The organism is Serinicoccus sediminis, assembly GCF_004153545.1.
In the GTDB taxonomy this organism is placed as follows: Bacteria; Actinomycetota; Actinomycetes; order Actinomycetales; family Dermatophilaceae; genus Ornithinicoccus; species Ornithinicoccus sediminis_A.
In genome coordinates this window covers 21,290-45,409 of record NZ_SDVA01000021.1, presented here as the reverse complement: position 1 = coordinate 45,409, position 24,120 = coordinate 21,290, and the positions used below count along the sequence as shown (strand labels likewise).

Here is a 24,120-nt window from a genome sequence, read left to right as displayed (position 1 = left end):
CGTCAGGGTATGCCGTCCCTCAGCTCTGCATACCGAGGCGTCGCATCGAGCGCGCCCGCTGGCGGCGGGAGCGGTCGCGCCGCAGCCGCTTGATGAGCAGCGGCTTGTACGCCAGGGCGGCCTCGCTGTCGATGAGCTGGTTGAGCAGCTGGTAGTAGCGCGTGGAGCTCAGGTCGAAGAGGTCCTTGATGCCCTGCTCCTTGGAGCCGGCGTAGGTCCAGTGGCGGTTCTCGAAGTCGAGGATCTCCTGGTCGCGCGCAGAGAGCCCGACGGGAGGCTCGACCTGCTGCACGTGACTGGCAGCACCCATGGATGCGTCCTTCCCTCCTGGCGGTCTGGCCCGATCTGCCCAGGAGTCTACGGCACGGGACTTACACCCGTGTGATTTGCCGCAGCGTGCCTGCCCGGCCGGACGTCCGACGCGCGCCGGGAGCGGGCTGGTGACTGTGACCCACGCCACTCCGGTGCCATCTTGCCGGGCCACGGGAGGAGCCTTGTAGTTTGTGCTGACGATCACCGTAGGCCGTGCTGACGATCACCGGCCCGCCCGTGGTCACCGGCTGCAAGGAGGCAGGCAGGGATGTTGACCGACGTCGAGATCGCGCAGGGGGCCACGCTGGAGCGGATCGGCCGGGTGGCCGAGAAGCTGGGGCTGCGCGAGGAGGAGTACGAGCCGTACGGCCACCACAAGGCCAAGATCTCCCTCGACGTCCTCGACCGGCTCCGGGACGAGCCGGACGGCAAGCTCGTGCTGGTCACCGCGATCAACCCCACCGCGGCGGGGGAGGGCAAGACGACCACCAACGTCGGGCTGTCCATGGCGCTCAACCGGATCGGCGCCCGCACCATCACCACGCTGCGCGAGCCCTCGCTCGGCCCCTGCTTCGGCATGAAGGGCGGCGCCGCCGGCGGCGGCTGGTCCCAGGTCGTCCCCATGGACGACATCAACCTGCACTTCACCGGCGACTTCCACGCCATCACCTCGGCGCACAACCTGCTCGCCGCGCTGCTCGACAACTCGCTGCACCAGGGCAACCCGCTGCGCCTGGACCCCAAGCGCATCACCTGGAAGCGCGTGCTCGACATGAACGACCGCGCCCTGCGCAACATCGTCGTCGGCATGGGCAAGAAGGGCGACGGCGTCGTCCGGGAGTCCGGCTTCGAGATCACCGTCGCCAGCGAGATCATGGCCGCGCTCTGCCTGGCCACCGGGCTGGAGGACCTCAAGGAGCGCTTCGGCCGCATCGTCGTCGGCTACACCTACGACAAGGAGCCGGTGACCGCGGGCCAGCTCGAGGCGGCCGGGGCCATGGCGATGCTCATGAAGGACGCGGTCAAGCCCAACCTCGTCCAGACGCTGGAGAACACCCCGGCGATCATCCACGGCGGGCCGTTCGCCAACATCGCGCACGGCAACAACTCGGTGCTCGCCACCCGCACCGCGCTCAAGCTGGCCGACTACGTCGTCACCGAGGCCGGCTTCGGCGCCGACCTGGGGGCGGAGAAGTTCTTCGACATCGTCTGCCCGGCCGGTGGGCTGCGACCCGACGCCGCGGTCATCGTCGCCACCGTGCGCGCCCTCAAGCTCAACGGTGGCGCGGCCAAGACCGACCTCGGCACCGAGGACCTCGACGCCCTGCGCGACGGCACCGCCAACCTCGAGCAGCACCTGGAGAACCTGCAGAGGTTCGGTATGCCGGTGGTCGTCGCGCTCAACCGTTTCCCGAGCGACACCGACGCCGAGCTCGACCTCGTCCGCGAGCGCTGCGGGCAGCTCGGTGTCGAGGTCGCGCTCTCCGAGGTCTTCACCCGCGGCGGCGAGGGCGGCGAGGAGCTCGCCCGCAAGGTCGTCGAGCTGTGCGAGCGGGGCAGCGACTACGCCCCGCTGTATGCCGCGGACGCCGGGCTGCAGGACAAGATCGAGACGATCGCCACGCAGGTCTACCGGGCCGACGGGGTGGACTTCGCGCCCGCGGCCCGGGCCCAGCTGGCCGAGCTCACCGAGGGCGGGTTCGGTGGCCTGCCGGTGTGCATGGCCAAGACGCAGTACTCCTTCTCCGACGACCCCACCCTGCTGGGCGCGCCGCGCGGCTTCACCATCACCGTCCGTGAGCTGGTCGTCAACGCCGGTGCCGGCTTCGTCGTCGCGCTCACCGGCGACATCATGCGGATGCCCGGGCTGCCCAAGGTCCCCGCCGCGCTCGGGATGGACATCGCCGAGGACGGCACCATCACCGGTCTCAGCTGACAGGGGGGTGCCGTCGCCCCGCCGGGCGGCCCTGCGGGGCCCGGCGGGGCGGCATACCCCGGTGTGCCGGTCAGGCCCAGATGACGACGATGACGGCCGTCAGGGCCAGCAGGACGACCGAGATCACCCGGTAGTTCGCCCACACCGCGGTGCCCTGCAGCGCCTGCGACTCCTCGGTCCAGTACTCCGACTTCCAGGTCAGCTCGGCCGTCTTCGACTCGTCCGGGGACGGTCCGAGCAGGCTGATGACCACGAGGAGCAGCACCGAGAGCGCGGTGCTGATGCCAGCGGCATACAGGAACTGGATCGTGGGCTCCTCGGGCAGCACCTGGGTGAGGACGAAGGTGATGAGTCCCACCGGCTGCATGATGATCAGCGTGAGGAAGGCGGCGGTGCCGCTGATCCGCTTCCACGCGATGCCGGCCAGGAAGACCGCGACGACCGGCGGCACCAAGAACGACAGCACCGACTGCAGGTAGTTGTAGAGCGTGTCGAACTGGGCGATGAACGGCGCCCAGAGGATCGCCACGACCAGCGCCACCACGGTCGCCACCCGGCCGGTGAAGACGAGCGCCCGCTGCGAGGTGTCGGGGCGCAGCGTCTTGACGAAGTCCATCGTCACGATGGTCGAGGCCGAGTTGAGGATGGAGTCGACGGTCGAGGTGATGGCTGCGATGACGGCCGCCAGGATGAGCCCGCGCAGACCGACCGGGAGCAGGTCGAAGACCAGGGTCGGGAAGACCGTGTCGGGGTTGTCCAGGTTGGGGTAGAGCGAGATGGCCATGACCCCGGGGAAGATGAACAGGAAGAGGAAGGCCAGCTTGATGAAGCCGGCCAGCAGCGAGCCCCACCGGCCGTGGTCGAGGGACTTCGCGCCGAGCGTGCGCTGCACGACGAGCTGGTTGGTCGTCCAGTAGTAGAGCCCCACGACGAGCACGCCGGTGATGAGGCCGGGCCAGGGCAGGTCGGCGTTGTCGGCCGGCAGGATGAGGCTCATCTTCTCGTCGCCCGCCGCCTGGGCCATCGAGTCCCAGGACTCGATGGCGTTGAAGGTCGCGATGAGGACGATGACGCCGCCGAGCAGGGTCACCGTGGCCTGGATCGAGTCGCTGATCATGACCGCGCCGAGCCCGCCGATGACGGTGTAGATCGCCGCGAGGATCGCGAGCACCGCCACCGAGACGATCATGGGGATGTCGGGGTAGAGCACCTTGACGACGACCGCCCCGGCGAAGAGCGCCGCGGCCATGTCGATGAACATGTTGGCGAAGAGGTTGAACCCCGCGAAGGCCATCCGGGAGCGGCGGTCGTAGCGCTGCTCGAGGTACTCCGGCAGCGTGAAGACCTTGGAGCGCAGGTAGAACGGCAGGATGAAGAAGATGAAGACGACGAGGATGACCGCCGACATCCACTCGTAGGCGAAGATCGAGATGCCCTGCTCGTAGGCGCCGCCCGCGAGCCCGACGAAGGTCGCCCCCGACATGTTGGTGGCGACGAGCGAGAGGCCGACGAAGGGCCAGATGAAGTTGCGGCCGCCGAGGAAGTAGTCCTCCGAGGCGTCGCTCTCCTTGCCGCTCGCCTCGGCCTCGGCGTGGGCCTTGCGCTTCATCCGGGCGCCGGCGACCAGCGGGATGATCCGGCTGAGGACGAGGTAGCCGATGATCACCGACAGGTCCAGGGCGCGGACGGTGAAGTCGGGCATCCCCCCGCCGGAGGAGCCGGACAGCGGCAGCAGCACGTCGGTGGTCATCGGGTCTCCCCCTCGCTGCGGACGACGAGGACGGCGCACGGCGCGTGCCGGACGACCCCCTCGGCGTCGTTGCCCAGGAGCACCCGGACGAAGGCGTTCTGCCCCCGGCTGCCGATGACGATGAGGTCGGCGTCGATCTCGTCACGCAGCCGCAGGATCTCGTCGGTGGCACGGCCGGAGCGCAGGTAGGTCCCGGTGACCGCGACCCCCTCGGCCTCCAGGGCGGCGACGCCGGCGTCGAGCACCGGCCTCGCCTCGTGCTGGAGGCGTTCGCGCTGGCCGGGGCTCAGCGGTGTCGGGTTGGTCCACGGGGACACCAGCGCGACGTGCACGACGTGCACCTCCGCGTCGGTGTGCCGGACGAGGTCGACCACCCGGGCGCGCGCGAGAGCGGCGCTCGGGGATCCGTCGGTGGCGTAGAGGATGCGGGTCGGGAACGTCATTGAACCCCTCCGGGCGCAGCGGTGAGCGGATGGCCGGGCCCACCATGCCGTGCCTGACCCGGGTCCGCCACTCGAGGGTGACCCAGCGGTAACCAGGGTCGGTGACCTGCCGTGTCCTGGCGGGCGCCCGGCGGGGCGGCGGGCGGCCCGACCGTGAGCACCTAGACTCGTGCGGCATGACTGAGGTGACCTGGAGAGAGGTGGCTCCCGGGGTCCACGTCCGCCGGCACGAGGAGCTCAAGCTCAACTGCGGCCTGGTGGTGGGCAGCGAACGCTCCCTCGTCGTCGACACCCGCAGCTACCGCTCCCTGGGGCAGGAGCTCCTGGAGTCGGTGCGGGACATCACCGACACCGAGCTCGTCGTCGTCAACACGCACGCGCACTACGACCACTGCTTCGGCAACGTCGCGTTCCGCGACTCGCAGATCTACGCCCACAGCGGTGCCGCCGACGACCTGCGGCGCACCGGGGAGCACCAGCGACGCCAGGTCGTCGAGCACCTGCGCGCCACCGAGCGGGAAGGCCTGGCGCGGGAGGTGCAGGAGACCGAGATCGTCCTGCCCTTCTACCTCGTCGAGGACGACACGACGATCGAGCTGGGCGACCGCACCGTCGAGCTGCTCTTCGCCGGCCGGGGGCACACCGACCACGACCTGTCGGTGGCGGTGCCCGACGCGGGCGTCGTCTTCGCGGGGGACCTGGTCGAGGAGGGGGCGGACCCGGCCATGGAGGACGCCTACCCGCTGGAGTGGGCGCCCACGCTGAGCGCCCTGCTCGACAAGCCCGCCTCCGAGCTGGCCGACACCTGGGTCCCCGGCCACGGGCGCGTCGTCGACCGGTCCTTCGTCGAGACCCAGGCCCAGCAGCTGGCCGCGATGGCGGAGCGCTTCACCGAGGTGCTGGGCACCGGCATCGCCGGCGTCGACTCGCTGGCCAACGCCGGGAGGGGGCTGGGTCTGGGCGAGGACACGCTGCGCCTGGCGGCCGTGCGGACCCTCGAGCTGCGCCACTGACGCAGCGCGGACCGGCGACCGGGCGACGGCGGGTCGTGCCGACCGGCGCCCGCGACCGTCGCGGGCACGGCATACCGGCCGTGTCATTTGCACTCGGAGGCCCCGAGTGCTCATCATGGACCTAGCACTCTCAGCATGAGAGTGATAATCCGACCGGCCTGTCGAGGGTCGGGAGCCGGGGAGACCAGATCCCCGCGCCTCCTGGCTCGTCCGTCGCGGGCGGCACCCGGTCACCCGTCCATCCACATGTGGAGGAAGCAACTCAGATGGCCAAGACCATTGCTTTCGACGAGGAGGCTCGCCGCGGTCTCGAGCGGGGTATGAACACCCTCGCCGACGCCGTCAAGGTGACCCTCGGCCCCAAGGGCCGCAACGTCGTGCTCGAGAAGAAGTGGGGTGCGCCCACCATCACCAACGACGGTGTGAGCATCGCCAAGGAGATCGAGCTCGAGGACCCCTACGAGAAGATCGGCGCCGAGCTGGTCAAGGAGGTCGCCAAGAAGACCGACGACGTCGCGGGAGACGGCACCACCACCGCGACCGTGCTGGCCCAGGCCATGGTCAAGGAGGGCCTGCGCAACGTCGCCGCCGGCGCCAACCCGATGGCCCTCAAGCGGGGCATCGAGGTCGCCGTCAAGGCGGTCAACGACGACCTGCTCGCCATGGCGAAGCCGGTCGAGACCAAGGAGCAGATCGCGCAGTCCGCGAGCATCTCCGCGGCCGACACCGAGATCGGCGGCATGATCGCCGAGGCCATGGACAAGGTCGGCAACGAGGGTGTCATCACCGTCGAGGAGTCGAACACCTTCGGCCTGGAGCTCGAGCTCACCGAGGGCATGCGCTTCGACAAGGGCTACATCAGCCCCTACTTCGTCACCGACACCGAGCGCATGGAGGCCGTCCTGGAGGACGCCTACGTGCTGGTGGTCAACTCCAAGATCTCCTCGGTCAAGGACCTGCTGCCGCTCCTGGAGAAGGTCATGCAGTCCGGCAAGCCGCTGATGATCATCGCCGAGGACGTCGAGGGCGAGGGTCTGGCGACCCTGGTCGTCAACAAGATCCGCGGCAACTTCAAGTCCGTAGCCGTCAAGGCCCCGGGCTTCGGTGACCGGCGCAAGGCCATGCTGGCCGACATCGCCATCCTCACCGGTGGCCAGGTCATCTCCGAGGAGGTCGGTCTCAAGCTGGAGACCGCCGAGCTCGACCTGCTGGGCACCGCCCGCAAGGTCGTCGTGACCAAGGACGAGACCACCATCGTCGAGGGCGGCGGCGACGCCGACCAGATCGCCGGCCGGGTCTCCCAGATCCGCACCGAGATCGACAACTCCGACTCCGACTACGACCGCGAGAAGCTGCAGGAGCGGCTGGCCAAGCTGGCCGGCGGCGTGGCCGTCATCAAGGCGGGCGCGGCGACCGAGGTCGAGCTCAAGGAGCGCAAGCACCGCATCGAGGACGCCGTCCGCAACGCGAAGGCCGCCGTCGAGGAGGGCATCGTCGCCGGTGGTGGCGTCGCCCTCATCCAGGCGTCCCGCGCGTTCGACGGGCTGTCGGTCACCGGTGACGAGGCCACCGGCGCCAACATCGTCAAGGTGGCCATCGAGGCTCCGCTCAAGCAGATCGCGATCAACGCCGGTCTCGAGGGCGGCGTCGTGGCGGAGAAGGTCCGCAACCTCACCCCGGGCGAGGGCCTCAACGCCGCGACCGGTGAGTACGGCGACATGCTGGGCTTCGGCGTCGCCGACCCGGTGAAGGTGACCCGTTCTGCGCTGCAGAACGCCGCCTCCATCGCCGCGCTCTTCCTCACCACCGAGGCCGTCATCGCCGACAAGCCGGAGAAGGCCCCGGCCATGCCGGCCGGCGCCGACGGTGGCATGGGCGGCATGGACTTCTGATCCCACGGGGTCAGAGCTGACGCGCTCGCGTTCCTCGCGAGCGACCAACGACCGACGGGCGGTCCCTCCTCGCGGAGGGGCCGCCCGTCGGCGTGTGCCCGGGGAGCCGGGTGACGGGCGGGGCGGGAGCCCCGCGCCGGCCGCTTCGACGGGGGTGCGGCACAACGCGGCGACGCGCCTCGGTCCGGCGTGCGGACCTCGCGGCGGTCGCCCCCGGCACCTGCAGGGATCGCGCTCGACCCGGGACACCGTGCGCCTCGTCCACCCTCCTGCGCCGGACGAGGCGGCGGGCCTCACTGCGGCGTGAAGCGGGTGCGGTTGGTCTGCTCGACGAGCTCGTAGTCCTGGCCGGCCGTCCGCAGCGTCGTCGAGATCTGCTGCAGCGACGTGCGGACCTTCTCCTGGGTGGCGCTCCAGTCCTGCGTCACGCTGTGGAAGCTGCCGGCGGCGGACCCGCGCCAGCAGTCCTGCAGCGCGTTGAGCTTGGCCATCATCGACCGCACCTCCCCCTCGATGCTGGCCGCGATGCGCTCGATGTCGCCGGAGGCGGCGGCGATCCGCGCCGTGTCGACGGCGAAGGTGTTGCTCATGGTTCCCTCCCTCTGCGGCGGCCGGTCGGCCACCTCGTGGTCACGACGCTAGCCCTCCTCGCCGTGGTCGCGCAGGAGTTGTCCACAGGTAGGGTCCAGGGCATGACCGTCCTCGTCGACCCGCCCCGCTGGCAGGCGCACGGACGGCTCTGGTCGCACGTCGCGAGCGACACCTCGCTGGAGGAGCTGCACGCCTTCGCGGCGCGCGCCGGCATTCCGCAGCGCTCGTTCGAGGGCGACCACTACGACATACCCCAGGAGCGGTATGCCGAGGTCGTCGCCGCGGGCGCGTCCGAGGTGAGCGGCACCGAGCTGGCCCGGCGGCTGCGGGACAGCGGCCTGCGCTTCCGCAAGCGCAAGGGGGAGTGGCCGTTGGCGCGGGTCGAGGACGGCCTCGCCGGGGCCGCGCCGACCCCGCACGTGCTGGAGGTCGTCGCCTCCCCGCTGGAGCGGCTCGGCGCCGGGGCGTCGGTGGTGCTGGCCCGGGCGCTGGGGGTGCCCGAGCGCATGGCCCTCGTGCGCAACTCGACCCGGGAGGGCTGGGGGGCGCCCGGCGGCAAGCGCGAGGTCACCGACGGGTCCGCGCGGGCGGCTGCCGTGCGCGAGGTCGCCGAGGAGATCGCGGTGGAGATCGAGCAGGAGCGTCTGGTCGCCGTGGGCTACCAGCGGATCACCCTGCCGCCCGGGCACGGCGTGCGCAGCTGGGACGAGGGGGACAACTACGTCCAGGTGTATGCCGTCACGCTGCCGTCCCCGGTGCCGCTGCGGCCGGACGGCGTCGAGGTCCTCGAGGCGCGCTGGCTGAGCCTGGCCGAGGCGCGGGACGTCGCGGGGTCGGCCGCCTGGTGGCCGCTCGCCGAGTGGTGGTGGGCCCGGGGGTAGGCGCCGTCCGTGCCGTGGGCTGTGACCGGACGGCAGGTGCGCCACACAGGCCTCGCTGACCCCCTGCGCATCCGGCTGCGGGGAAAGTCACGTGAGCCGGGGTGATATCCCCGGCGTCGGGCAATGTCTCCGCAGCGTGGTGCGCGTGTGGGACGTGATGCGGGTGGTGTGCGGCGCGGCCCTCGACCCGCTCTCAGGCCCGCCGGAGCTCTGCCAGCTCGGCCTGCAGGTTGGCCTGGGCCCGGTCGCCCCAGTGCTCGTGGGCGTGCGCTGTCCGGTAGAGCCGCTCCCGCGCGGCCAGCGGCCCCATGACGGCGAGCCGTCCGACACGGAACGCCTCGTCGGGCACGTGGGCGTACTCCTCACGGACCTGGGCGCGGTAGGCGGCATACCGCGGGGGTGGTGCCGACAGGATCCAGAGGTCCGCGTCGTGCACCGCGTCCCCGGTCGGGCCCCCCTCGCCGGTGGCCTCGTGGTCGAGCGTCATGAGCACGCCGGCCTCGACCGCGTCGACCGTGCCGTCGTCGACCCCGAGCTGGTGCAGGTGGTCGCGGGCCAGCGTCGCGCTGCGGTGCTCGTTGCTGCCGGGCGCGGCCCGGGGGTCGTAGGCGAGGTCGTGGTACCACCCCACGGCCCGCGCCACGAGCGCCTCGTCCGCGGCGACCGCTCCGACCGCCTGCAGCTCGTCGAGGGCGGCCAGGACCTCGGTGAGGTGCTCGGTCGTGTGGTAGCGCCGCTGCGGCTCCGACCACCCACGCAGCAGCAGCGAGCCCTCCGTGAGCCACAGGTCCCGGCCGGCGGCGGGTGCGAGCAGGGCGGCGTCCTCGAGCCAGCGGTCGAGCAGGGCCTCGGCGGGGTGGGTCACCCGACCACTCTGGCACGGGCCAGGGCGACGCCCGCGTGCGGACCGTCCGACGAGACGCACGGTTGAGGCCCCACCCACCTTCGACGTCCGAGGGCGGCACGCGCCACCGGGGCCGGGGTGGCGACCCACGGACGGGACGGCGCGCCGTGCGACGATCGGGCGGTGCTGCCGACCCAGCTGGACGCCGAGGGGGTCGCCGACCTCGTCGACGCCCACCCCGGGTGGTGGGCGACCGCAGGGTATGCCGTGCCGCCGGGCCGTCCGCAGGTGCGCCTCCTGGGGCGCGGGGAGTCGTGCGTGGTGTGGTCGGTCGAGCCCGGTCTGGCCGTGCGGGTGCCGCACCGGCCGGTGCACGAGCTGCCGCTGAGCCTCGAGGCCGAGCTCGACCTGCTCGCCCGGGTGCCCGACGGGCTGGCCGCCCGACCCGTGGCGGCGCGGACACCGACCGAGGACGACCCCACGGCATACCTCGTCAGCAGCCTGGTCCCCGGTGAGGTGCTGGCCCCGGCGGCCTGGACCGATGCGCTGCTCGCGGCGCTCGCGCGGACCCTCGCCCGGCTGCACGTGGGCGGTCGCACCGACGGCCTGCCCGCCCCGGGCACCCCTGACCCGGTGGCCGCCGCGCACGCCGCCCGCGACTGGTGGCGCGAGCACGAGCCCGGCGCGGCGACCGTGCTGGAGCCGCTGTGGCCGGCGGTGCTGCGGCGGATGGAGCAGGCCCTGCCGGCCTTCGCCTCGGCCGAGCCGGCCCTGGTCCACGGGGACGCCTGCCTGAGCAACGTCGTCGTGGACGGCGGTGTCCCGCGGCTCATCGACTGGGAGTGGGGGCACGTGGGCGACCCCGCGCGCGACCTCGCCTTCGGTGGCGGGCCGCTGCACGCCGACCCGTGGTACGCCGCCCTCACCGGGCGGCAGGTTCGCGCCCAGGCGCGCGCCTACGCGGACGAGCGTGAGCGGCTCGGGGCACCGGTCGACCTGGGCCCGTTGCTGGTGCGCCGCGAGGTGCACCTGCTGCACGAGACCTACTTCATCCGGCCCCACCTGCACCGCGTCGCGGCCGCTGCCACCGACCCCGGACGGCGCGCGACATACCTCGAGGCCGCCGCGCAGCTGCGCGACGGCCTCGAGAGGTGGCTGGGCTGAGTCAGCGCTTGCCGAGCAGCGACTCCGCGAGGTCGGACAGCGCCTCGGAGAGGTCCTCCCGGGCGTCGTGGGCGCCCTTGGACAGACCCTTCAGGGTGCCCTTGGCCTTGCCCTTGCCCTTGCCGCCGACGCCGACCGCGTCGACCAGGCCGTGGCCGACCGAGCTCGCGGCGCCGGTGACCCCGGCGGCCGCGGCGCCGGCCGCACCGGTGACGCCCCCGGCCACGGCGCCCGCCGCGTTGCCGACACCGTCGGCGACCGACTGCGCGGCGTGCCTGGTGCCGGAGAGGAAGGACTGGGTCGCGAGCGTGAGGCCGGCGCCGACCAGCCAGGTGTCCTTGGCCAGGCCGATGCCGTCCGGGGTCGGCCGGATGCCGTCCTCCTGGGTCATGCCCGGCGTCTTGAGGTAGAGGCCGGTGAGACCGACACCGAAGGCGGCCAGGCCTGCCCCGGCGACGGCGGAGGGCACGGTCGGCAGCAGCAGCGCGGCGCCGAGGCCGATCTCGGCGTAGGCCAGGGCCTTGGTGAAGTCACCGGCCTTCATGTCCTTGAACACGGGGTAGACGCTGGAGGCCCAGCCGTGCATCTGCTCGGCCTCCTCCTCACCGGCCTTGAGCTTGCCGAGCCCGGAGTTCAGGACGAAGGCGCCGGTGGCGATCCTCAGCGGTGCGTGGGTGGGGTGCATGCTCTCTCCTCGAATGACGCGGGAATGCTCCGCCCTACGGTATGCCGTCGGCCGGGGCGAGGCGAGGCGGGTCTCGCCCCCAGGCGCGTGGCGTCGACAGGGTCTGTCGTCGGCGGTGCTTATGGTGGCGGGCATGGTGGTGGGGGGAGGCGAGGCACGGGCAGGCGCACCGGTGGGGCGTGTCCTACACGTGACTCTCGGGGTGGGTCTGCTGGCTGCCGTCGTCGTGGCCCTCGTGGCTCCGCTGAACAGCTGGATGGCCTTCCCACGAGCGGCGGTCTGGGCGACGACCGCCGCGGCGTCGGGGCTGCTGGTGTGGTGGCTGTGTCGGGCGGGGCGCCCCGGCGGAGGCGGCACAGAGAGGCGCACGGTGTGGCTGGGTGTCGTCGTCGGCACGGCGGTCACCGCGGTCCACGCGGCACTCGCGCTCGTCCCGTTCGGCTGGGACGCGCGCCGGATCTTTGAGAGTGCCGGCACCCTGGCCGGTGGGGGCGCGTTGCCGGAGGAGGCGCTGGTCTACTTCGCGCGCTACCCGCACAACGTGCGGCTGCTGGCGCTGGAGCAGGGGGCGATCGAGGCAGGAGGCGTGGTGGGTCTGCCCGCGCTGGCGTCGGTGCTGGTGCCGCATGTGCTCTGCGTGGCCGTGGTCCTGTGGGCGCTGGGGCGGGCCTGCGTCGAGCTGGGGCGACCACGCGCGTCACCGCTGGTCCAGGCGCTGGCCACGGTGCTCGTCGGGCTCTCCCCGAACGTGGCGGTGCCCTACACCGACCTGCCGGCGGCGGCAGCGGTGGCGGTAGCGGCGGCCGCCATGGCGCGCTGCGTCAGGTCGTGGCACTGGGGCTGGGCGGTGCTCGGCGCGGTGGCCATGGGGCTGGGGGTCGCGCTCAAGCCGTATGCCGTCGTGCTCGTCGTCGCCGCCGTCCTCGTCGTCCTGGGCACCCGGCGGCTCAGACCGGTCCTGGTCGCCGGGATGCTCGGTCTCGTGGTCGCGGGCACGGTGGCCGCCGTGTCGACGGCGAGCGGCGCGGTCACCGGGTTGTCCCAGGAGCGGCTGGCCGAGGTGGGGCAGCCCTTCCCGGCCGAGCACTTCCTCGCCATGGGCACCTGGGACTCGCAGGAGGAGTCCGTCGTCAGGCGGTGGGGCGCCTATCGGCAGGAGCAGGTCGACGCGACGGCGGCCATGGAGCCCGCGACGAGGGCCGCCCGGCTGCGCGAGCAGGCCTGGGAACAGGTCGCCGAGCGGGGGCTCTCGGGCAACGCCCGGTTCTTCGGGGCCAAGGCGGTGTGGGTGTGGGGTGACGGCACCTTCTGGGCGCACGGCGAGGGCGCCGACGGTGTCGCGCCGAGCAGCCTGCCGCAGCCGTGGTCGTCACTTGCGGACGCCAGCCGCGGCGCCGGTCTGCTCTACCCGTGGCGGGCTGGCCTCGTGCAGGGCGTCTGGCTCGGTGTCGTCCTCTCGACCGCGGTGGCGCTGCTGCGGGCCCGCCCCGACCCGCTGCTCACCACCTGGGTGCTCGCGCTCGGGGGTCTGACGGCATACCTGATGATCTTCGAGGCGCGGCCGCGGTACGTCCTGGCCTTCGTCCCGCTGCTGCTGCTCGTGCTCGTGCGGGCCGGGCTAGGATCGGCCGACCACCGACCGGCGACCCGCGAGGCACGATGAGCACTGGAGGGCAGGGCGCGACCGCGCTGAGCGTCGTCGTGCCGGTGTTCGACGAGGAGGACGTGCTGCCGCTGTTCGTGCAGCGGCTGCGCCCGGTGCTCGACGGCCTGGGGCTCGACTACGAGGTGCTCGTCGTCGACGACGGCAGCACCGACGCGACCCCCGTGCTGCTGCAGCGCGAACGGCATACCTGGCCGCAGCTGCGGGTGGTCCGGCTGCGCGCCAACGCCGGGCACCAGGCCGCGATCTCGGCCGGGCTCGAGCGGGCCCGCGGGGGGCTCGTCGTCACCATCGACGCCGACCTGCAGGACCCGCCCGAGCTCATCGCCGACATGGTGCGGCTGGCCCGGGACGAGTCGCTGGACGTCGTGTACGCCGTGCGTGACGACCGCAGCAGCGACACCCGGTTCAAGCGGGTCACCGCCCACGGCTACTACGACACGATGCGGCGCCTCGGCGCCGACCACGGGCCGACGCAGGCCGGCGACTTCCGGTTGATGTCGCGGGCGACCGTCGAGGCGGTCACCGCGCTGCCGGAGCACCACCGGGTGCTGCGGCTCGTCGTGCCGTCGCTGGGCTTCCCCTCCGGGGTGCTCGCCTACCGCCGCGACGAGCGGGCGGCCGGCACCTCGAAGTACCCGCTCTCGCGCATGCTCCGGCTGGCCGTCGACTCGATCACGGGCGCGAGCCTCGCCCCGCTGCGGCTGGCGACGTGGCTGGGCTTCGTCGGCGCGGCGGTCGCGCTGGGCCTGCTGGTCTACGCCCTGGTGGGGTATGCCGTCGGCCTCACCGTCCCCGGGTGGACCTCGACCTTCATGGTCGTCACGGCCGTCGGCGGGGTGCAGCTGCTGTGCCTCGGCATCCTGGGGGAGTACGTCGGCCGCACCTACACCATGCAGCTCGGGCGCCCCACCTACTACGTGGCCCACGACAGCCTCACCGGCGAGGAGCCTCGGGACTGACGGGCACGCGGGACCGCTGTGGTGGCCTGCGGAGCCCGGTGGTCCCTGAGGAGTCTGCTCACCCGGGGCGGGATCGGCCTGGGGCCGACGCCTACCCGGCGAGTGGGCCGGGCAACGGCTCGGCGTGCACGACGGTGAGGCCGCTGACCGCACGGGTGAGGACGACGTAGAGCCGGCGGAGGCCCGTGCGGTCGTCCGGCTCGGCGGCGGCGATCGCGGCCGGCTCGACGACGACCACCTGGTCGAACTCCAGGCCCTTGGCCACCGTCGCCGGCACGAGGAAGAGCGGGACCCGGGCCAGGGCCTCCGAGGCGTGCTGCCCGTCGAGCACCTCGTGCACCAGCCCCGCTGAGGTCAGCGCCACGGCGACCCGCCCCAGCCAGGCGTCGGGCACGATCACCCCCACCGAGCCCTCCTGCGCGGCCACCCCGCTGACGGCCTCCGCCGCACCCGTCACGGCGTCCTCGACCGCCACGACGTCGAGCCGGCCGGGGTTGGAGCGCACCGACTCCGGCGGGGCCAGGTCGGGAGCCATCGAGGGCAGCAGCCGGGCCGCGAACTCGATGACCGACGAGGGCACCCGGAAGCCGCGGACCAGCTCGACCAGGTGGGTCGAGCCGGCCGCCAGCTCCTTGCCGAGGTGGTGCAGCGACTCCTCCCACGACGTGGTCGACCACGGGGTGGTGCCCTGCGCCAGGTCGCCCAGCACGGTGAGCGACCCGGTCGAGGCCCGCCGCCCGACCGCCCGCAGCTGCATGGGCGAGAGGTCCTGCGCCTCGTCCAGCACGACGTGCCCCAGGCTCGGCGTGCGGTCGACGAGGTCGGCGAGCTCGTCGAGGAGCACGAGGTCGGCCTCGCTCCACCGCGCCGAACCCGGCGAGCGAGGGGGCTTGTCCCACACCACGGCCCGCTGGTCGTCGGCCAGGTGCTCGCCCGTGGTCAGCACGTGCGCCAGCACCGCGGCGGGTCTGGCCTCGGGCCACACCGCCTTGACGTAGGCCTTGACCGGCGCCGACCTCGCCACGGCGTCCTGCACCCGGTCGTCCGGGGAGTCGCCGGAGCGCTCCATCGAGACCATGACCGCGTGCGCCAGCCGCTGGTGCAGCATGGCGCGGGCGGCGGCATACCCCACCCCGCGGGTGCGCAGCTCGTCGAGCATGTCCTGGACCTCGTACGCCGGCACCCGCCACCGGCGAGACCCCCGCGGCACCACGAGAGGCTCGGTCGCCGGCCCGACCTGCGCCCAGAGCGCGGCGCGCAGCACGTCGGCCATCCGCGCCTCGCCCTTGAGCCGGGCGACCTCGGTCGTGTCGGTGGCCCGGGCCCGGCCGTGGCCGCCGACGAGCTCCTCGACGGTGGTGTGGCGGACGCTGATCTCGCCGAGCGAGGGCAGGACCGCGCCCACGTGCTCGAGGAAGGCGCGGTTGGGGCCGACGACGAGGACGCCGGTGCGCGCGAGCCGCTCGCGGAAGGCGTAGAGCAACCAGGCCGCGCGGTGCAGCCCCACGGCGGTCTTGCCGGTGCCGGGGGCGCCCTGCACGCACAGCGTCGTGCCCACGTCGGCCCGCACGATCTCGTCCTGCTCGGGCTGGATCGTCGCGACGATGTCGCGCATGGGGCCGATGCGCGGGCGCTCGATCTCCCGGGCCAGCAGCTCGCTCGCGCCGGCCTGGCCGGCGGCGGGGGTCGACGCGCTCTCGCCGAGCAGCTCGTCCTCCAGCGCGGTGATCCGGCCGTCCTCGATGCCGAACCTCCGTCGCCGCCGCACCCCCATCGGCTCGGCGCTGCTCGCGCGGTAGAACGGCGTCGACACCCCGGCGCGCCAGTCGACGACCACCGGGTCGCCGTCGGCGTCCGAGACGTGGCGCCGGCCGATGTAGAGGCGCTCGCCGGCGTCGTCACCGGCCTCCAGGTCGAGGCGGCCGAAGAAGAGGGTGGTGCCGGGGTCGTCCTGCAGGGCCTTGGCCCGCAGCCAGAGGGTGTGCGCGAGCGCCTCGCCGGCGATCGCGTCGCCGCCGTCGGCGGTGAGGGAGAGCGTGTGGTCGCGCATCCGGCCCAGCTCGGTCCGGGCGCGCGCGAGGTGCGCCTGCTCGGCGGCGAGCTCGGCGCGCGGGTCGGTCGGGGGAGCGGGCATCGCGGCATACCTCGCAGGGCGGTGGTGAGGAGGGGAAAGGAGCACGATACCCCCACCGGGCGTCGCGCATGGTTGCCCTGACTCCCACCGGGCGTCGCCAATGGTTGCCCTGACACCCACCGGGCGTCGCCAATGGTTGCCCTGACACCCACCGGGCGTCCCCACTGGTTGCCGGTCGGGCCGGTCTGCCGCCCGAGGGCTAGCGTGGTGGCATGCTCTTCGCCTTCTCCGTCGCCCCCACCCAGTCCGCCGACGAGTCCGGCTCGGTCAGCGCGGCCGTCGCCGACGCGATCCGGGTGGTCCGCGACTCGGGGCTGCCCTACGAGCTCACCTCGATGTTCACCACCATCGAGGGGGAGTGGGACGACGTGATGCCGGTCATCAAGGCGGCGTGCGACGCGGTGGCGCAGCACTCCCCACGCGTCTCGCTCGTGGTCAAGGCCGACCTGCGCCCCGGGTATGCCGGTCAGCTCACCGAGAAGGTGGACCGGGTCAACGCCCACCTCTCCGACGGCTGAGCCGGCCACCGGTGCTGCGCGACTGCAGCGGACATGTCGCCCGCCGGGGGTCTCACGACATACCCGGTGCAGTCCCGCCCTTCCGGGCCGGAAGCGACGGTCCAGCTCCTGATCAGGCCAGCAGGCCGGTCTGCGAGGCCAGGAAGAGCAGGGTGAAGCCGACGAGGAACACCAGCCCGGCGTAGGACAGCACCCGCATGCTCGTCGACAGCTGGCGCTCGCTGCGGATGATCGAGAAGTTCAGCCACGCGAAGACAGGGGCGGTGAGGAAGGCGCTGACCATCGCGAAGCGCAGCATGTCGGCGAGGGAGGCGCTCATCCAGACGACGATGGCCAGCGCGACGACCGAGATGCCGGTGATCCACACGTCCTTGGAGCGGCGGCTCATCTGGTCCTGGCCTCGGATGAGGCGCAGCGACTCGGCGGCCGCGCGCCCATACCCGTCGACGACCGAGATGACCGTCCCGAACATGCAGGCGAAGGCGATGAGCGCCATGAGCGGCACCGCCCACTGCCCGATCGCGGCGCCGTACATGCTCATGAGCTGGGGGATGTAGGCGCCGCCGGCCATCTCCATCTCCTGGCCGCTGCCGTACTGCACGAAGACGCCGAGCCCGATGAAGAAGACGGCGAGCACCGTGGAGACGACGTAGCCGAGGTTGAAGTCGAAGAGCACGTCGCGCACAGCGAGCCGCCGGTCGGTGCCCTTGGCCTTGACCCACAGCGAGTTCAGCGCACTGATCTCGATGGGCGCGGGCATCCAGCCGATGACCGCGACGAGGAAGGGCAGGGTGGCCAGCGTCCACGGCGAGGGGTCCACGAAGTCGGGCTGACGCACCGGCCCCTGGGAGGCGGCCATGACCACGGCGACGACGGTCGAGAGCGCCAGGAGCACCATGATGATCTTGGTGACGCCGTCCAGGGCCTTGTAGTGGCCGCCGACGAGCAGCAGCCAGGTCACCGCGAGCAGCCCGGCCGCGAGCACGGGGACGCCGAGGCCCCACGACGCCGGCAGCAGGTAGGCCAGGATGACCGTGCACAGCAGCGCGACGCCGGCCGTGGAGATGACCGAGGACACCGCGGCGAGGACGAAGAACACCCAGAGGTATGCCTTCCCGCGCCGCGCGTAGCCCTCGACCAGGCTGCGGCCGGTCTCGGCGGCGTACTGCGGGCCGAACCGGAAGAACGGGTACTTCAGCACGTTGGCGAGGACGATGAGCCAGACCAGCTGCCAGCCGAAGAGCGCCCCCGCCTGGGTGGAGGAGATGAGGTGCGAGGCGCCGATCGCCGCGGACGCCGCCAGGAGCCCCGGACCCAACGCCCCCCACCGGCTGCGCCACGTCGAGCGCTCGGCCGTGGTCCTGGTCTCGCCGTCGATCACCATGGGCGGCACGCTAGCACCGGCATACCGACCCCGCCGGCAGCCACGACGGGGCGACCATTGGCGGCGCTCGGTGGGTCGGGGGGCCAACCATTGGCGGCGCTCGGTGGGTCGGGGGGCAACCATTCGCGGCGCCCGGTGGTGCGTGGGGCAACCATTCGCGGCGCTCGGTGGGGCGGGGGTGGGTCAGGGGCCGGGCGGGGGGAGGTCGCGGTGCTGGCGGGCCCGCAGCGGCTTGAGCACCGGGCGGCGGCCGACGTGCCGCTCGACCGCGAGCTCGTAGGAGTCGACGAGCGACTCGGTCGAGGCCCGCCAGGAGTGGGTCTGTGCGTCCGCCCGGGCGGCTGCGCCCATGCGGTCCTTGAGCCCGGGCTCGAGCAGGAGCCGGCGCAGGCGGTCGGCATACCCCGCCGTGTCGCCCGGCTCGACGAGGAAGCCGGTGACACCGTCGTCGATGACGAAGGGGATGCCTCCGGCGCGGGCGCCGACGACCGGCACCCCGCTGGCCATCGACTCCAGCGCGACCAGCCCGAGGGTCTCGGTCGTCGACGGGAAGGCGAAGGCGTCGGCGCTGGCGTAGGCCGCCGCGAGCTCCTCGCCGGCGAGGTAGCCGGTGAAGACGGTGGGGGTGCCGGCGAACAGCTCCTCGAGCTCGCGCCGGGCCGGTCCGGACCCGACGAAGGCGAGCCGCACACCCTCACCGGCGAGCGCCCGGACGGGCTCCAGCAGCTGGTCGAGGTCCTTCTCCCGGGAGAGCCGCCCGACGTAGAGGACCAGCGGCGCCTCGGGGTGCCCGCCGGTCAGCCGCTCGCGCATCTCCCTGCTGCGGCGCGAGGGGTGGTAGCCCTCGGTGTCGACGGCCTTGGGCCACAGGTCGACCTCGCGGATCCCCACCTCCCGGGCCCGCTGCACCATCTGCGCGGACGTGCACAGGTTGACCTCGGCGAGGTTGTGCATCCCGGTGATCCACGCCTGGCTCGGGGCCCGCAGCAGGTGCAGCCCGTTGCCGAGACGCGTCGTGTAGGACGGCACGTCGGTGTGGAAGCTCGCGAGCAGCGGCAGGTTGCGCCGCCGGGCCGAGATGACGCCGTACGCCGCGAGCCACACCGGGTTGACGGCGTGCACGATGTCGGGGTGGAAGGCCTGCATCTCCCGGGCGATCCGGGCGGTCGGCAGCCCGACCATGATCTCCGGGTACCACGGCTGGAACGACACCGAGCGGACCTTGACCACCCGGTGCGGCCCGTAGCGGCTGGGTGGCTCACCTGGCGCGAAGACGAGGGCCTCGTGGCCGAGGTCGGCGAGCTGGTCCAGGGTGCGGGTGACGCGGGTGACGACCCCGTCGACCTTGGGCAGGAAGACCTCGGTGAACAGCGCGATGCGCATCCGGTATGCCGTCGCCCGGCTCAGGCGGTGCGTTCCACGGCGGCGGCGCGCGAGGCCGGCACGCCCGCCTGCTGCTGCCGGGTCCACACCGAGGTGCACGGGATCTTGTCGAGGTCGGCCCGGTCGGCGTAGCGCCGGGCGACGTCCTCCACCTCCATGAGCAGGCCCTCCTCGAGCAGGGTCGGCTCCAGGCCGAGATCGAGGAAGGTCTCGTTGTGCACGTGCAGCTCGTTCTCGGGCGCCTCGTGACGCGGGTTGGGGACCAGCTCGACCTCGGCGTCGCTGATCCGGGCGACCAGCTCGGCCAGGTCGCGCACCCGGTGGGTCTGGGTCATCTGGTTGAAGATCTTGACCCGGTCACCGGCCGCGGGCGGGTTCTCCAGGGCGATCTGCACGCACCGCACCATGTCGCGGATGTGGATGAAGGCCCGGGTCTGGCCGCCGGTGCCGTGCACGGTCAGCGGGTAGCCGACGGCCGCCTGCATGAGGAAGCGGTTGAGCACCGTGCCGTAGTCGCCGTCGTAGTCGAAGCGGTTGATGAGCCGCTCGTCGCGCAGCGTCTGCTCGGTGTGCGTGCCCCAGATGATGCCCTGGTGCAGGTCGGTGATGCGCAGCGCGTCGTTCTTGGCGTAGTAGGCGAAGAGCTGCTGGTCCAGGCACTTGGTCATGTGGTAGACCGAGCCCGGGTTGGTGGGGTAGAGGATCTGCTGGTCCACCCGCGTGCCGTCCTCGCCGGCGATCTGGACGTCGAGGTAGCCCTCGGGGATCGCCATACCGGCCGTGCCGTAGCCGTAGACCCCCATGGTCCCCAGGTGGACCAGGTGGGCGTCCACGCCCGTCTCGACCAGGGCGCAGAGCAGGTTGTGGGTGGCGTTGGTGTTGTTGTCGACGGTGTAGCGCTTGTGCCGCGGCGACTTCATCGAGTACGGGGCCGAGCGCTGCTCGGCGAAGTGCACGACCGCGTCCGGGCGCTGCGCCCGCAGGAAGGAGACGAGGTCGTCGTAGTCCTGGGCCAGGTCGAGCTCGACCAGCTCCATGGGGCGGCCACCGACCTCCTCCCACGCCGCCAGGCGCTCCTGCGGGCTCGCGATCGGGGTGAGCGAGGAGGCCCCCAGCTCCTCGTCGATCCGTCGGCGGACGAGGTTGTCGACGATGACCACGTCGTGGCCGAGGTCGGACAGGTGCAGCGCCGCGGGCCAGCCGCAGAAGCCGTCACCGCCGAGGACAGCGATCTTCACGGGTGACTCCTTGGGTCGGGGGCGCGTCCGCGGGGGCGGGCGCACGCACGGGTCAAGGTATCAATGCTGCCGGGGAGCGGTGCGTCGCCGATCCGGTGGGAGCCCGGAAAATGGGGTGGGGCTGACGGGGTGGTGACGGCAGGATGGCCCCATGGGTCATGTCGAGGTCTCCGGCGTCGGCTTCACCCTGCCCGACGGCCGCCCGCTGCTGCGCGACGTGGGCCTGCGCGTCGGCGACGGCGCACGGGTCGCCCTGGTCGGGCCCAACGGCAGCGGCAAGACCACGCTGCTGCGGATCGTGGCCGACGAGCTGCGCCCGCACGAGGGCTCGGTGTCGCGGGGTGGCGGGCTCGGCGTGATGCCGCAGCTCATCGGCACCCTGGGCCGCGACGTGGCCGCCGACGCCTCCCCGCCGACCGTGCGCGACCTGCTGGTGTCGGTGGCCCCGCCGCGCGTCCGGGCGGCCGCCCGTGCGCTCGACGACGCCGAGCTGGCGGTCATGACCGTCGACGACGAGCCGGCCCAGCTCGCCTACGCGCAGGCGCTGGCCGACTGGGCCGACATCGGCGGCTACGAGCAGGAGACCCGGTGGGACGTCTGCACGGTCGCGGCCCTCGGCATACCGTTCGAGCAGGCGCAGTGGCGGGGGACGGACACGCTGTCCGGCGGGGAGCAGAAGCGGCTGGCGCTCGAGGCGCTGCTGCGCGGGCCCGACGAGGTGCTGCTGCTGGACGAGCCGGACAACTACCTCGACGTGCCGGGCAAGCGGTGGCTGGAGGAACAGCTGCGGGCCAGCGCCAAGACGGTCCTGCTCGTCAGCCACGACCGCGAGCTGCTGGCCCGGGCCGCGACCCGGGTGGCCACCCTCGAGCCCGGCGCCGCCGGCAGCACGCTGTGGGTGCACCCGGGGAGCTTCGCCACCTGGCACGAGGCCCGCGCCGAGCGCAACGAGCGGCTGGAGGAGGCCCGCCGCCGGTGGGACGAGGAGCACGCCAAGTTGCGCGAGCTGATGCTGCGCTACAAGGCCAAGGCCGCTTACAACGCCGACATGGCCAGCCAGTACCAGTCGGCGCAGACGCGGCTGCGCCGCTTCGAGGAGGCCGGGCCGCCGGAGGCGGTGGCGCACGAGCAGCGGGTCCGGATGCGGCTGCGCGGCGGGCGGACCGCCAAACGGGCCGTCGTCTGCGAGGGTCTGGAGCTGACCGGGCTGATGCGCCCCTTCGACCTCGAGGTCTGGTACGGCGACCGGGTCGCCGTCCTCGGCTCCAACGGGTCCGGCAAGTCGCACCTGCTGCGGCTGCTCGCGGCCGGCGGCAGCGACCCCGAACCCGGCCAGCGGCCGGTGGGCGACGTCGTCCCCGCGCCGGTGGAGCACACGGGGGTGGCCCGCCTGGGCGCCCGGGTGCGCCCGGGCTGGTTCGCCCAGACGCACGACCACCCGAGCCTGCGCGGGCGGACCCTGCTGGAGATCCTGCACCGCGGTGACGACCACCGGCGGGGTATGCCGCGCGAGGAGGCCGCGCGGGTCCTCGACCGCTACGAGCTGGCCCGGGCCGGCGAGCAGCGCTTCGAGTCGCTCTCCGGGGGCCAGCAGGCGCGCCTGCAGATCCTGCTGCTCGAGCTGTCCGGCGCGACCCTGCTGCTGCTCGACGAGCCCACCGACAACCTCGACCTGCACTCCGCGGAGGCGTTGCAGGAGGGCCTGGAGGCGTTCGAGGGCACGGTGCTCGCCGTCACCCACGACCGGTGGTTCGCCGCGTCCTTCGACCGCTTCCTCGTCCTGGGTGCCGACGGCCGGGTCCGGGAGACCGACGGCCCGGTCTGGGACGAGGGCCGGGTGGCGCGGGCCCGCTGAACTCGGTGCCCGACTGTCGGCCGGGCCGTCATCCGGCAGCCGGTTGGTCAGCCGTCAGCCTGTTCGAGGGGGCTGTCAGATGACCAACCGGCTGGGAGACGCCCCGCGGGCGACGGAGGCCGCTGTGCCGGTGGCTCAGCGCTGCTCGTCCGGCCGGGCGGCGAGGGTGACCGTGACCTCGGCCTGCTCGCCGTCGCGGATGTAGGACACCCGCACCTGGTCGCCGGTGCCGCGCTCGCGGACCTGGCCGACGAGGGCGGTGGCGCTGGTGACCGGGTCGTCGTCGATGCCGACGATGAGGTCACCGGACCGCATACCGGCACCCTCGGCGGGGGAGCCGGGCTCCACCTGGGTGACCGCGGCGCCGGTGAGCGTGGCGCCGTCCACCTCGGCCTGGGCGTTGTCCAGCCCCACCCCGAGGAAGGCGTGGGTCGCCGTGCCGGTGTCGATGAGCTGCTCGACGATGAGCTGCACCTTCCCGGACGGGATGGCGAAGCCGATGCCGATCGAGCCGCTCTGCCCGGCGCCACCGGTCGGGAGCGAGGCGATGGAGGAGTTGATGCCCACGAGCTCGCCGGCCGCGTTGACCAGCGCGCCGCCGGAGTTACCGGGGTTGATCGCCGCGGAGGTCTGGATGGCGTTGGTGACCACGGCAGCCCCCGGGTCGGCGGGGTCGCCGGAGGCGCCCTGGGTGGTCACCGGGCGGTCCAGGGCGCTGACGATGCCGGTGGTGACGGTGCCGGACAGCCCCAGGGGGTTGCCGACGGCCATGACCGGGTCGCCGACCCCCAGCGCGCCGTCGTCGCCCAGGGCGATGGGCTGCAGGTCGTCCGGCACGGTGCCCAGCTGCAGCGTCGCGAGGTCGCTGGAGGGGTCGCTGCCGATGACCTCGGCGGGGTAGGACCGGCCGCCGGGCAGGGTCACCTGCACCTCCTGCGCCCCGGCCACGACGTGGGCGTTGGTGACGATGTGCCCCTCGGTGTCCCACACGACACCCGACCCGGAGCCCTCGCCGGCCGCACCGGCGACCGCGATGGAGACGGTGCTGGGAGTGACGGCCTCCGCGACGGAGGCCCAGTCCTGCTCCCCGGTGAGGGAGACGGTGGTGCCGCGGGCGGCGCCGTCGGCCGTCTCCGCGGCGGCGGTGTCGCCGGACGAGCTGCTCTGGGTGGCGGGGGAGTCCCCGGCCAGCTCCACCGCCGCGAACGTGCCGCCGGAGGCGAGCAGCGCGGCGAGCACGCTGGCGACCGCGATGTCGCCGTAGCGACGGCGCTCCCGCGGACGGCGGGTGGCGGTGGTCGTGGTGGGGCCCTGGTGCGCGGAGGCCGGGACCGGCTGTGTGGCGGTCCCCTGCTGCGGGGTCGTCGGGACGGGTGCGGTGACGTCGTCCGAGCGCTGCCCGTACGCCGGGCCCTGCGGGTCGTGCTCTGGGGTGGTCATGGGACCCATGACACCACCCGCAGGTCGGTGCT

At 73.0% G+C, this 24,120-nt stretch carries 20 protein-coding genes; 9 read left to right on the top strand and 11 right to left on the bottom strand.

Annotated elements, in window-relative coordinates; genetic code table 11:
• Positions 1–19: 19 nt before the first annotated feature.
• Positions 20–310 (bottom strand): DUF3263 domain-containing protein, encoded by a 291-nt coding sequence (locus EUS26_RS15135; RefSeq protein WP_130014664.1) that lies wholly within the window; start codon positions 308–310, stop codon positions 20–22.
• A gap of 270 nt (positions 311–580) precedes the next feature.
• Between EUS26_RS15135 and EUS26_RS15130 the strand changes: the two genes are divergently transcribed.
• Positions 581–2,248: a formate--tetrahydrofolate ligase gene (locus tag EUS26_RS15130; RefSeq protein WP_130014663.1), complete on the top strand. Its 1,668-nt coding sequence runs from the start codon at positions 581–583 to the stop codon at positions 2,246–2,248.
• 70 nt (positions 2,249–2,318) lie between these two features.
• Here the strand turns inward: EUS26_RS15130 and EUS26_RS15125 are convergent, their stop codons facing one another.
• A complete protein-coding gene (locus EUS26_RS15125) occupies positions 2,319–3,998 on the bottom strand; it encodes a sodium:solute symporter family transporter (RefSeq protein WP_130014662.1) in 1,680 nt (559 codons plus the stop codon).
• Positions 3,995–4,441 carry a universal stress protein gene (locus EUS26_RS15120; protein ID WP_130014661.1) on the bottom strand — a complete coding sequence of 149 codons (447 nt, stop codon included), beginning with the start codon at positions 4,439–4,441 and terminating at the stop codon, positions 3,995–3,997. Before EUS26_RS15120 ends, EUS26_RS15125 begins: the two co-directional genes overlap by 4 nt.
• A gap of 176 nt (positions 4,442–4,617) precedes the next feature.
• Here EUS26_RS15120 and EUS26_RS15115 point away from each other — a divergent pair, with 176 nt between their 5' ends.
• Both EUS26_RS15115 and groL read left to right on the top strand, forming a co-directional pair.
• The gene (locus EUS26_RS15115; protein WP_130014660.1) at positions 4,618–5,454 is read left to right on the top strand and encodes an MBL fold metallo-hydrolase; all 837 of its coding nucleotides are present in this window, start codon (positions 4,618–4,620) and stop codon (positions 5,452–5,454) included.
• Positions 5,455–5,720: 266 nt separating this feature from the next.
• Positions 5,721–7,346, top strand: a complete 1,626-nt coding sequence (groL, locus tag EUS26_RS15110) for a chaperonin GroEL (RefSeq protein ID WP_130014659.1) — start codon at positions 5,721–5,723, stop codon at positions 7,344–7,346.
• A 293-nt stretch (positions 7,347–7,639) separates the two neighbouring features.
• Here groL and EUS26_RS15105 read toward each other — a convergent pair whose 3' ends face one another.
• A complete protein-coding gene (locus EUS26_RS15105) occupies positions 7,640–7,936 on the bottom strand; it encodes a WXG100 family type VII secretion target (protein ID WP_010147143.1) in 297 nt (98 codons plus the stop codon).
• A 102-nt stretch (positions 7,937–8,038) separates the two neighbouring features.
• Between EUS26_RS15105 and EUS26_RS15100 the strand changes: the two genes are divergently transcribed.
• Complete coding sequence (locus tag EUS26_RS15100) at positions 8,039–8,818, top strand: DUF4031 domain-containing protein (RefSeq protein ID WP_130014658.1); 780 nt, start codon at positions 8,039–8,041, stop codon at positions 8,816–8,818.
• A 193-nt stretch (positions 8,819–9,011) separates the two neighbouring features.
• On the opposite strand, the gene EUS26_RS15095 is transcribed toward EUS26_RS15100, so the two are convergent.
• Entirely contained in the window at positions 9,012–9,683 is a 672-nt protein-coding gene (locus tag EUS26_RS15095; RefSeq protein WP_130014657.1) for an HD domain-containing protein, read from the bottom strand.
• Between the two features lie 162 nt (positions 9,684–9,845).
• Here EUS26_RS15095 and EUS26_RS15090 point away from each other — a divergent pair, with 162 nt between their 5' ends.
• Positions 9,846–10,826, top strand: coding sequence for a phosphotransferase family protein (locus tag EUS26_RS15090; protein ID WP_165368647.1), 981 nt, complete (start codon positions 9,846–9,848; stop codon positions 10,824–10,826).
• A 1-nt stretch (position 10,827) separates the two neighbouring features.
• Here EUS26_RS15090 and EUS26_RS17165 read toward each other — a convergent pair whose 3' ends face one another.
• Positions 10,828–11,511, bottom strand: a complete 684-nt coding sequence (locus tag EUS26_RS17165; RefSeq protein ID WP_202865170.1) for a hypothetical protein — start codon at positions 11,509–11,511, stop codon at positions 10,828–10,830.
• A 190-nt stretch (positions 11,512–11,701) separates the two neighbouring features.
• On the opposite strand from EUS26_RS17165, the gene EUS26_RS17035 reads away from it, so the two are divergent.
• Positions 11,702–13,174, top strand: a complete 1,473-nt coding sequence (locus EUS26_RS17035) for a hypothetical protein (protein WP_165368646.1) — start codon at positions 11,702–11,704, stop codon at positions 13,172–13,174.
• Positions 13,171–14,136 (top strand): glycosyltransferase family 2 protein, encoded by a 966-nt coding sequence (locus EUS26_RS15075; protein WP_130014655.1) that lies wholly within the window; start codon positions 13,171–13,173, stop codon positions 14,134–14,136. The genes EUS26_RS17035 and EUS26_RS15075 overlap by 4 nt, the downstream gene beginning before the upstream one ends.
• A 91-nt stretch (positions 14,137–14,227) precedes the next feature.
• On the opposite strand, the gene EUS26_RS15070 is transcribed toward EUS26_RS15075, so the two are convergent.
• Positions 14,228–16,270 (bottom strand): HelD family protein, encoded by a 2,043-nt coding sequence (locus EUS26_RS15070; RefSeq protein ID WP_130014654.1) that lies wholly within the window; start codon positions 16,268–16,270, stop codon positions 14,228–14,230.
• Positions 16,271–16,482: 212 nt separating this feature from the next.
• On the opposite strand from EUS26_RS15070, the gene EUS26_RS15065 reads away from it, so the two are divergent.
• Entirely contained in the window at positions 16,483–16,788 is a 306-nt protein-coding gene (locus tag EUS26_RS15065) for an MTH1187 family thiamine-binding protein (protein ID WP_130014653.1), read from the top strand.
• 112 nt (positions 16,789–16,900) lie between these two features.
• Here the strand turns inward: EUS26_RS15065 and EUS26_RS15060 are convergent, their stop codons facing one another.
• The 3 genes from EUS26_RS15060 to EUS26_RS15050 form a co-directional block, all read right to left on the bottom strand.
• A complete protein-coding gene (locus EUS26_RS15060) occupies positions 16,901–18,172 on the bottom strand; it encodes an NRAMP family divalent metal transporter (protein WP_130014652.1) in 1,272 nt (423 codons plus the stop codon).
• A gap of 183 nt (positions 18,173–18,355) precedes the next feature.
• Positions 18,356–19,555, bottom strand: coding sequence for a glycosyltransferase family 4 protein (locus EUS26_RS15055; protein ID WP_130014651.1), 1,200 nt, complete (start codon positions 19,553–19,555; stop codon positions 18,356–18,358).
• Positions 19,556–19,575: 20 nt separating this feature from the next.
• Entirely contained in the window at positions 19,576–20,793 is a 1,218-nt protein-coding gene (locus EUS26_RS15050) for an NAD-dependent epimerase/dehydratase family protein (protein ID WP_130014650.1), read from the bottom strand.
• Between the two features lie 151 nt (positions 20,794–20,944).
• On the opposite strand from EUS26_RS15050, the gene EUS26_RS15045 reads away from it, so the two are divergent.
• On the top strand, positions 20,945–22,648 hold the full coding sequence (locus EUS26_RS15045; protein WP_130014649.1) for an ABC-F family ATP-binding cassette domain-containing protein: 1,704 nt from the start codon (positions 20,945–20,947) through the stop codon (positions 22,646–22,648).
• A 135-nt stretch (positions 22,649–22,783) separates the two neighbouring features.
• Here EUS26_RS15045 and EUS26_RS15040 read toward each other — a convergent pair whose 3' ends face one another.
• Complete coding sequence (locus EUS26_RS15040) at positions 22,784–24,088, bottom strand: S1C family serine protease (RefSeq protein ID WP_202865169.1); 1,305 nt, start codon at positions 24,086–24,088, stop codon at positions 22,784–22,786.
• Positions 24,089–24,120: the final 32 nt, after the last annotated feature.

Coding starts and splice junctions, on each gene's coding strand:
- EUS26_RS15070 (WP_130014654.1), bottom strand. CDS start 16,270: ATGCCCGCTCCCCCGACCGACCCGCGCGCCGAGCTCGCCGCCGAGCAG.
- groL (WP_130014659.1), top strand. CDS start 5,721: ATGGCCAAGACCATTGCTTTCGACGAGGAGGCTCGCCGCGGTCTCGAG.
- EUS26_RS15130 (WP_130014663.1), top strand. CDS start 581: ATGTTGACCGACGTCGAGATCGCGCAGGGGGCCACGCTGGAGCGGATC.
- EUS26_RS15100 (WP_130014658.1), top strand. CDS start 8,039: ATGACCGTCCTCGTCGACCCGCCCCGCTGGCAGGCGCACGGACGGCTC.
- EUS26_RS15120 (WP_130014661.1), bottom strand. CDS start 4,441: ATGACGTTCCCGACCCGCATCCTCTACGCCACCGACGGATCCCCGAGC.
- EUS26_RS17165 (WP_202865170.1), bottom strand. CDS start 11,511: ATGCACCCCACCCACGCACCGCTGAGGATCGCCACCGGCGCCTTCGTC.
- EUS26_RS15040 (WP_202865169.1), bottom strand. CDS start 24,088: ATGACCACCCCAGAGCACGACCCGCAGGGCCCGGCGTACGGGCAGCGC.
- EUS26_RS15060 (WP_130014652.1), bottom strand. CDS start 18,172: ATGGTGATCGACGGCGAGACCAGGACCACGGCCGAGCGCTCGACGTGG.
- EUS26_RS15075 (WP_130014655.1), top strand. CDS start 13,171: ATGAGCACTGGAGGGCAGGGCGCGACCGCGCTGAGCGTCGTCGTGCCG.
- EUS26_RS15135 (WP_130014664.1), bottom strand. CDS start 310: ATGGGTGCTGCCAGTCACGTGCAGCAGGTCGAGCCTCCCGTCGGGCTC.
- EUS26_RS15105 (WP_010147143.1), bottom strand. CDS start 7,936: ATGAGCAACACCTTCGCCGTCGACACGGCGCGGATCGCCGCCGCCTCC.
- EUS26_RS15125 (WP_130014662.1), bottom strand. CDS start 3,998: ATGACCACCGACGTGCTGCTGCCGCTGTCCGGCTCCTCCGGCGGGGGG.
- EUS26_RS15065 (WP_130014653.1), top strand. CDS start 16,483: ATGCTCTTCGCCTTCTCCGTCGCCCCCACCCAGTCCGCCGACGAGTCC.
- EUS26_RS15055 (WP_130014651.1), bottom strand. CDS start 19,555: ATGCGCATCGCGCTGTTCACCGAGGTCTTCCTGCCCAAGGTCGACGGG.
- EUS26_RS15115 (WP_130014660.1), top strand. CDS start 4,618: ATGACTGAGGTGACCTGGAGAGAGGTGGCTCCCGGGGTCCACGTCCGC.
- EUS26_RS15045 (WP_130014649.1), top strand. CDS start 20,945: ATGGGTCATGTCGAGGTCTCCGGCGTCGGCTTCACCCTGCCCGACGGC.